Consider the following 7373-nt stretch of genomic DNA (forward strand, 5'->3'; position numbering starts at 1 on the left):
CGAACAGATAAATTTTTAGAAAATTAAAATAAAACTAAAATAAGATTACATATTTAAAATGTTATAATTTTATATTGTTATTATTTTTATATATTAATATAAATATTATTTACATAGATTTATATAATATTATTAATATTGTAAAACTAAAAATTTATATTTTTAATGTAATAAAAATTACATATTAATCACAATAATTATCATATATTATAAAATATCAATAGATGTATTTAAACAAAACTTATTATATTTGTTTTATACTTTATTTATAGAATTTATCTGAAAATAATCATAATATATTTACGTGAATATTTTAATTTACAGATAGTGAGTTAGATATCTGATGCGATTCCTCTGTGAGGGAGGGGGAAAGATGCCTAAAAGAGGATATTTAATAAATCTAGAAACCAAGCACTATTATCATGAGAATTTTTAAAAGACTCTATAATAATTTATAAGAATGGCCTAAAGTTGAAATTATAGCTTATCGATTTGGGGGATCTGCATTTAGGTAGCAAAAATAAAGCAACAATAATTGGGGGAGAAGTTTTATCTTTGTATCAAGATAATGATGAGATATTGTTCACTTGTTTGAAATGCATTATTCAGCAAATTTTAGAATTATTTATAGGGTATAGTATATCGTTGTAAAAGTTTTCACTGTAAAATTTCAACGGCTGAAAAGAGGAGACAAAGTTTATTATCTGGTAGATCTGATAGAAATAGGTGAATACGTCTATGATCTTGAGGTTTTCAAAGATTTTCCATTAAAGAATCTTACTTAAAACTCCATAAAATGCTTTATATATAAAAATATTTCTAAAACTTTATTGGGGACTATTGGGCATGCGTATAACAATGTTTTGAATTTTTGTTTGTGTGTATTACAGATATTTACAGTTAAAACTCCTATCCAGAAGTGATGATATGAGGGATTCTTATCAACAAAAGGTTCTTGCATTGGGAATTGATTCGAGAATACGACGTTTAATAATTTTAGCTCTTGCCGTGGGCAGTTTTGCTATTGGTACTGCAGAGTTTGTTGCAATGGGGCTACTGCCAGAGATGGCACGAAGTTCCTATGTTGATATTCCTACCGCTGGTCAATATATTTCTGCTTATGCATTAGGAGTTGTGATTGGAGCACCTCTTTTAGCTGTGGCAACAGCTCAGGTATCACGCAAAACTGTTTTGATAGGCTTGATGCTTTTTTATGCCTTAGCAAATATTGCTAGTGCCTTTGTTTCTGATTTTAGCATATTAGTAGTATTACGCTTTCTCAGTGGACTTCCCCATGGAATTTATTTTGGACTTGCGGCTATGGTTGCCTCTTCAATGGTAGAAATGAAAGAACGTTCTAAAGCTGTTGGATATGTTATGCTTGGCTTAACAATTGCAACCGTTTTGGGAGCACCCAGTGCTACTTGGATTGGTCAACTTATTGGTTGGCAGATTGCTTTTGTCCTTGTGGGGATGATCGCTTTATTATGTTGTTTGCTTATTTGGAATTTTTTTCCTTGTGATTCAAGTTTTCCAAAAACGAATCCTTTGCAAGAAATGGGTGCATTAAAGCAAAAGCAGGTGTGGCTTCTTTTGTTGATGGTGTCGGTGGGAGCGTCAGGATTATTTTCTGTTTTCACTTATATCAAGCCAACATTAATGCATATTTCTGGTGTTTCACTTGAGTTGGTACCATTTATTATGCCGTTAGTTGGATTGGGAATGGTGGTAGGAAATCTCTTGGGGCCTAAATTAGCCGTTAAAATTGGTATTTCGCCGATGATATTTTTTTCTATGCTTTGGAGCGTATTTGTTTTTTTTATTTTTTTATTTTTATCCTATGCTCCGTTAACAGCGGCAATAGGATGCTTTTTTGTTGGAACTTCTTTTGCTGCTATGCCTTCTATACAAACAAAAATTATGGATGTTGCACTACAGGGACAGATTTTGGCAGGAGCATTAATGCAGTCTGCTTTTAATATTGCCAACGCTCTTGGTGCAGAATCTGGAGCATTAGTTTTAAAATTGGGTTATAGTTATGAATATACAGCTGTTTTAGGAAGTGTTCTAACTTTGTGTGGATTAATGGTTTTTTGCGTCTCATGGTATATGGAGAAGCATGCTTAATGTTTTTCATTTTTAAAATGAAGAAGGTATTTTTATGTTTATTTAATTATTGGAATGTCCTGTTGGATTTTTTAACATGCAGTAAGAAATGCGCAGCGCTAATGGAATAGCAAAACAAAATAAAAAACCAATGAGCACTACAAGAAGAGTTTTTGCTGCTAAGATCATTCCTATTGTTCCTCCAGGATTAAAGAGTCCGGCAAGATTGGTGATAACTCCGGCTAGAGTTGCACTCAATGCAGCTGAAAATAGTTGTACGGAGGTAAGGGATTCACTGGCACGGAGAGCATCTTCATCATTTGTACATTGTAAAATTCGTGTGAGCAAATGTGGCCATGCTATGCCTGCACTGATTCCAATAGAAAATAGTGCTAAGCAAATAATAAAAATATATTCAAGCGTGGAAACTTCTGTTGGTATGAGCCATAAAAGAATCGCTATGCCTAACAGTTTTAATAGGGGCGAGTATATAATGATGTTGCGAATTTTTTTTGTGGAGACAGCAGCACTTGAGAGGGCTCCACACGTCCACCCTAGGCTCATAAGTGTTGCTATATAACCGGCTATAAGTGGAGCTTGTCCATGAAGTTCTTGAAGAAAAAGTGGTAAATAAAGTTCTATACTGTACACGACTGTTGTCATAACGAGTATTAATGCGTAAACAGGAAAAATTTCAGAAGAGAAAGAAAAGGATTTGCGCGGCAACATAGGATGAAAGCTATATGATTCGATTTTTGCTAAAACAAAGAGAAGACTAAGTCCAATAACTAATCCGCAAATTTTTGCCATTGTTGTGTCCATAGCTCCTCCAACAGAGATGATAAAAATCAATAAGGTGAGTGTGAGAAGCTGGAGAAGAGGGAGGGAGGATGTTGGAACATAGTTTTCATTCTTTTTGGGTAAAATTTTAAAGGCTATGAGTGAGAAGAATATAGCTAATGCGCCAATGATCCAAAAGGATGCTCTCCATAAGCCATAATATACAGAAATTCCTCCGATTGCTGGTCCTAACAAGGTTGATATTCCCCACATTCCAGAGATAACACTTAATGCGTGTGACCATAAAGATGGGCTGAAAACAATACGTACCATGGAATAGGATAGAGATAACAAAGAACCACTTCCCAATCCTTGAATAAAGCGTCCTATTAAAAATAATGGCATAGATGAAGAAATGCTGCACAGGAAAGTGCCTAGGGTAAAGATAAGACCAGAGATAACATAAGCGTTGCGAGGACCTAATTTCCCTAATATTTTTGTTGCAAGTGAAGTACCAAGGAGTGAAGCTGTAATAAAGACAGTCGCCACCCAAGAATAATATTCATTGCCAATATGATTTATAAGGGAAGGTAAAATAGTAATAACAATATAAACATTGGTAGCGTGTAATATAACACCACCTGTAAACGTTAAAAAGCAAAGACCATTTTTACCTAATAAAAGCTCAGACCAGCTCTGTTGTTTCACTGTTTTTTTGCTATTTAATAAAAATTTATCCTCTTTTTACTTATAAGGTACTTCTTTGAATTTGCCAAGAGAAATTCAAAGCTCTGTTTAGAGCTTTGAATTTTAATTTAATTAATAACTTAATTGCCCATTGCTTTTTTGAGATTCTCATCAATTTTATCGAGGAAACCTGTTGTAGAAAGCCATTTTTGTTTAGGCCCAATCAAAAGTGCGAGATCTTTAGTCATAAAACCTTCTTCGACGGTTTTAATACAAACTTCTTCCAATGTTGTGGAAAAGTTTTTTAATTTCTCATTGTTATCTAGTTTAGCACGGTGCGCCAGTCCACGTGTCCATGCGAAAATAGATGCAATAGAATTTGTTGATGTTTCTTCGCCTCTTTGATGCTGACGGTAATGGCGTGTTACGGTGCCGTGTGCAGCCTCTGCTTCAACAATTTTACCATCAGGTGTCATGAGAACAGAAGTCATGAGACCAAGAGAACCAAAGCCTTGGGCAACAATATCAGATTGGACATCACCATCATAGTTTTTACATGCCCATACGTATCCACCTGACCACTTTAATGCAGAAGCAACCATATCATCAATAAGACGGTGTTCGTAATATAATTTACGGTTTTCAAATTCAGTTTTAAATTCCATATCGAATATTTCTTGAAAGATATCTTTAAAACGACCATCGTAAGCTTTTAGAATGGTATTTTTTGTTGAAAGATAAACTGGAACATTCCGTTGTAGTCCATAATTAAAGGATGCGCGGGCAAAATCACGAATTGACTCATCAAGGTTATACATAGCCATGGCAACCCCTGCGCTTGGAGCATCAAAAACATCATGTTCAATAACTTGATTGTCATCACCTACAAATTTAATACTTAATTTCCCTTTTCCTGGAAATTTAAAATCTGTTGCCTTGTATTGATCGCCAAAAGCGTGACGTCCTATAATAATTGGCTTTGTCCAGTTAGGAATAAGGCGAGGGACATTTTTACAGATAATGGGTTCGCGAAAAATGACTCCTCCTAAAATATTGCGGATTGTACCATTAGGTGATTTCCACATTTTTTTTAGGTTAAATTCTTTAACGCGTGCCTCATCAGGTGTGATGGTTGCGCATTTTATACCAACCCCATATTCTTTTATAGCATTGGCAGAATCGATTGTTACTTGATCATTGGTTGCATCACGATTTTCGACGGAAAGATCATAATACTTTAGATCAATGTCGAGGTAGGGATGGATTAATTTATCTTTGATATATTTCCAGATGATGCGGGTCATCTCATCCCCATCAAGTTCAACAACGGGGTTTTCTACTTTGATCTTTACCATTAGAAATCCTTTTTCTTTTAAGCGATACTACTTGTATAACACTTTCAAGTTTATAATGAAAAGTAAAAACAAGGGAAAAAAGCATTCAAATATGAGCTTTTAGAATATATTATCAATAGAGTGTAAAATTTTGTTGGAGGGTTTAATCTTTGAAAAGAAGTGATGTGTTTATAAATCTATAAGTATTCTATGATTGATGAAGAATCTGTTTAATAGATAAGGTAGTTAGATCACCGAGGGATGGGGATTATGCGTTTTTATTATCAGAGATTCCATTTAATAATTTGATCGTATTCTGAATTATAGTTTCTTGATTTGTTGTGTGAGGTGAATAAGCATCTATTTTTTATATTGCTATTTCAACTCTAAGATTACGGTTTGTTTATTTATAAAAAGTTTAATGTGATAACAAAGGCACTGTAATTAGAAATGCTTCATATAAAATGCGTTTGGGATAAACTTCAGTTTTGAAGGTTGGAAAAAACGTATAAATGATGTGGCTGGTTTAATTTAAAAATTAACAGCATACGCAAGAATATGACTTATAAAATTACCGTATCGCGAGCTAGAATACTCTAATTCTTATATTTTATAGATTCTTATTGTTATAACTGTGCGCAGTAAAGCACTATCCTCGAAATGCAACAAAGAAATTAATCACCTAATGATTCTTGTATCCTTTTTACAAAGAGATTCCTTTTAATTTACGAAGAAATTCCTTTTAAAATCTTGTTCTCTCGTTTTTATTTATGCATCCCTCATTTTTAAAAACACAAATAAAATGAATATATTACACATAGTAAGAAGAAACATGGTACGCCCAAGGGGCGGGTATAGAGTAAATAAAATCAAAGAATTATATAGAATATAAGGGAATTAATGAATTTTGATTCTATTACGTTTTTTTGTCTCTGCCCCTAACTTTTTTGGAGCTTTTTTATAGCTTCAAGAGCTAGTCTTTTACGATCTGCACTCTTTGTATAAAGGGATGCCATCTGATCTTCTGTCCAGCCAAAAATTGCTTTCAATTGTGATACTGTTGCTCCAGAATTAGCTGCACGTGTTGCGGCTAATTTTCTTAATCCATGCGCCGATTTTTTAATTCCAGCCGCATTACAAGCGTCTCTAAATCCATTCCCAAAGCTTTCTTTGGTGAATTTTTGATTCACTTTACTACAGATAAATGTTTCTTCTCCAATAGGACCAGTTTCAAGCGTTTTAGCTAATTCCGGTAAAATGGGAAGAAAAACATCTGTTTGGAATTTACTTTTCTCTGTTTTGAGATGAATAATATTGTCTTTGACATCTTTCCAGCCAATGCGTACCGCATCACCACGACGCAAGCCCGTATATAAAAGAACATCAATCCAGACACGTTCATGGGTACCATGATGCCATCTTTGATAATATTTTTCGACATCTTCTTCTGTCCAAACAGGAAATCCCTCTTTGTTTTTGAGGGGGGGTCTTTTTATTCCTAAAGCTGGATTATTTTCCAAAAGACCTTGATCAATCGCCCAATTAAAAAGTCCATTAAGGGCTTTCAGAAAATTTCTAGCCATTGCTGGTGTTTCTTTACGCCGTTCAACACCGGCTATGATATGTTTCTTTTCAATTGCTTGGTATGGAATGTTTCCTATGGTATCACACACCTTCATAAGGATGAGTTCTTTTTGTTTTTGGGTGACTTTAGAAAGGCTATGCCAATTGGAGCTGTTAAAGTATTGTTTAAGTAGCCATGCAAATGACCCTTCAACAAGTTTACCGGTTTTTGATTTAGGAAGTATGAGTCCTTGTAACTCGGCAAGTGCGCTTTTGTAGTTATCAACAAACTCTTGCGTTCCATAGGTGCCGCGTATTCTAATACGTGGTCCATGACCAATACGTACATACCATATAATTTTACCATGACGTGTGACTTCTTTGACAAGATGAGGAGGACGTGGTTTTGGCATGGTATTTTACATCTTAGAGAGTGCGGTTTCGTAATATTCATTCTTTGACAAGTCTAAAAGTTTGTCTGGGTGGTTAACTGAATTTGGTATTGGAATATCGGATTTAAGATAGATAAGCAGTTCACCGGTAGGTTTGATTTCTACGAGTTCACAACCTTGTTTTTTAGCTTCTCTTAAAGCGCGAGCAATGGCTGGTTGCGTTATAGCAGCTGGACGAGGCGCCATATCTTTTCTCCTTACATTGAGATGCAATTCACGTGTGGCGTGAATCACGCATTACTTGAAAGTGTTAAGAAGGGTGGGGGGGCTAGGAGGCATTTGTGAAGAGAAACACCTCCATATGTAAAAAATCTGTAAGTTTATTTTTTAGATGTGCTTAATTTCATATTTCCAATCAGGCAATTGAGTGAGAGCTAATGCGAGTTGTCCTCTATGACACATGCATACATTGGCTTCAAAACAGGTGATTGCAACGCGCTTTTTGTTTAAA

5 protein-coding genes are annotated in these 7373 nt (G+C 34.8%); 1 reads left to right on the forward strand and 4 read right to left on the reverse strand.

Features of this window, described 5'->3' with window-relative positions; translation table 11 throughout:
- Positions 1–927: 927 nt before the first annotated feature.
- Complete coding sequence (locus tag ACFIK7_RS09025) at positions 928–2127, forward strand: MFS transporter (RefSeq protein WP_375631313.1); 1200 nt, start codon at positions 928–930, stop codon at positions 2125–2127.
- Between the two features lie 42 nt (positions 2128–2169).
- Here ACFIK7_RS09025 and ACFIK7_RS09030 read toward each other — a convergent pair whose 3' ends face one another.
- The 4 genes from ACFIK7_RS09030 to ACFIK7_RS09045 all read right to left on the reverse strand — a co-directional run bounded on the left by ACFIK7_RS09030 (position 2170) and on the right by ACFIK7_RS09045 (position 7108).
- On the reverse strand, positions 2170–3594 hold the full coding sequence (locus ACFIK7_RS09030; RefSeq protein ID WP_375663248.1) for an MFS transporter: 1425 nt from the start codon (positions 3592–3594) through the stop codon (positions 2170–2172).
- 119 nt (positions 3595–3713) lie between these two features.
- Entirely contained in the window at positions 3714–4928 is a 1215-nt protein-coding gene (locus ACFIK7_RS09035) for an NADP-dependent isocitrate dehydrogenase (protein WP_375631315.1), read from the reverse strand.
- Positions 4929–5845: 917 nt separating this feature from the next.
- Positions 5846–6883, reverse strand: coding sequence for a tyrosine-type recombinase/integrase (locus ACFIK7_RS09040; RefSeq protein ID WP_375660082.1), 1038 nt, complete (start codon positions 6881–6883; stop codon positions 5846–5848).
- A 6-nt stretch (positions 6884–6889) separates the two neighbouring features.
- A complete protein-coding gene (locus tag ACFIK7_RS09045) occupies positions 6890–7108 on the reverse strand; it encodes a hypothetical protein (RefSeq protein WP_012755083.1) in 219 nt (72 codons plus the stop codon).
- Between the last annotated feature and the right edge of the window lie 265 nt (positions 7109–7373).

Origin of the sequence: Bartonella sp. CL266QHHD (assembly GCF_042195355.1) — a bacterium.
Taxonomy (GTDB): domain Bacteria; phylum Pseudomonadota; class Alphaproteobacteria; order Rhizobiales; family Rhizobiaceae; genus Bartonella.

What these genes read in the sequence shown, in the direction of transcription:
- ACFIK7_RS09035 (WP_375631315.1), bottom strand. Translation starts at nt 4,928, where the DNA reads ATGGTAAAGATCAAAGTAGAAAACCCCGTTGTTGAACTTGATGGGGAT.
- ACFIK7_RS09045 (WP_012755083.1), bottom strand. Translation starts at nt 7,108, where the DNA reads ATGGCGCCTCGTCCAGCTGCTATAACGCAACCAGCCATTGCTCGCGCT.
- ACFIK7_RS09040 (WP_375660082.1), bottom strand. Translation starts at nt 6,883, where the DNA reads ATGCCAAAACCACGTCCTCCTCATCTTGTCAAAGAAGTCACACGTCAT.
- ACFIK7_RS09025 (WP_375631313.1), top strand. Translation starts at nt 928, where the DNA reads ATGAGGGATTCTTATCAACAAAAGGTTCTTGCATTGGGAATTGATTCG.